The sequence below is a fragment of the Bradyrhizobium sp. NBAIM08 genome (assembly GCF_020193935.1).
Lineage (GTDB): Bacteria > Pseudomonadota > Alphaproteobacteria > Rhizobiales > Xanthobacteraceae > Bradyrhizobium > Bradyrhizobium yuanmingense.
In genome coordinates this window covers 1-436 of record NZ_JADYVR010000477.1, presented here as the reverse complement: position 1 = coordinate 436, position 436 = coordinate 1, and the positions used below count along the sequence as shown (strand labels likewise).

General features: G+C 73.4%; 1 pseudogene. It reads left to right on the top strand.

What is annotated here, in order from left to right:
- Positions 1-366, top strand: a pseudogene (locus I6F37_RS40525) (DUF349 domain-containing protein); the annotation flags it as partial.
- Between the last annotated feature and the right edge of the window lie 70 nt (positions 367-436).

Sequence of the window (436 nt, the reverse complement as noted above, 5' to 3'; positions counted from 1 at the left end):
CTGCTGCCGATCCGCGACCTGGGGACGGCCAAGGTCGCCTACCGGGAGCTGTTGGAGCGCTGGTCGGCCATCGGCAAGGTGCCGCGGGACTCGATCCGCACGCTCGACGGACGGCTGCGGGCGATCGAGTCGGCGATCAAGGATGCCGAGGACGACCGCTGGCGCCGGAACAACCCGGAAGCCCGGGCCCGGGCCGAAGACACGGCCGCCAAGCTCGAGGCGCAGATCGCCGCCCTCGAGGAGCGGGTCGCCAAGGCCGAGGCCCGCGGTGACCACCGCGCCGCCAGCGAAGCGGCCAAGTCGGCCGCCACGTACCGGGAGTGGCTGACCCAGGCCAAGCAGGCCGCCGCCGACTTCGGCGGCTGAGGCGAATTCCCCGCTAGCGAGGGGACGGGGCGCCATGCGCCCTGAGCCTGCCGAAGGTCCAGACCTACGG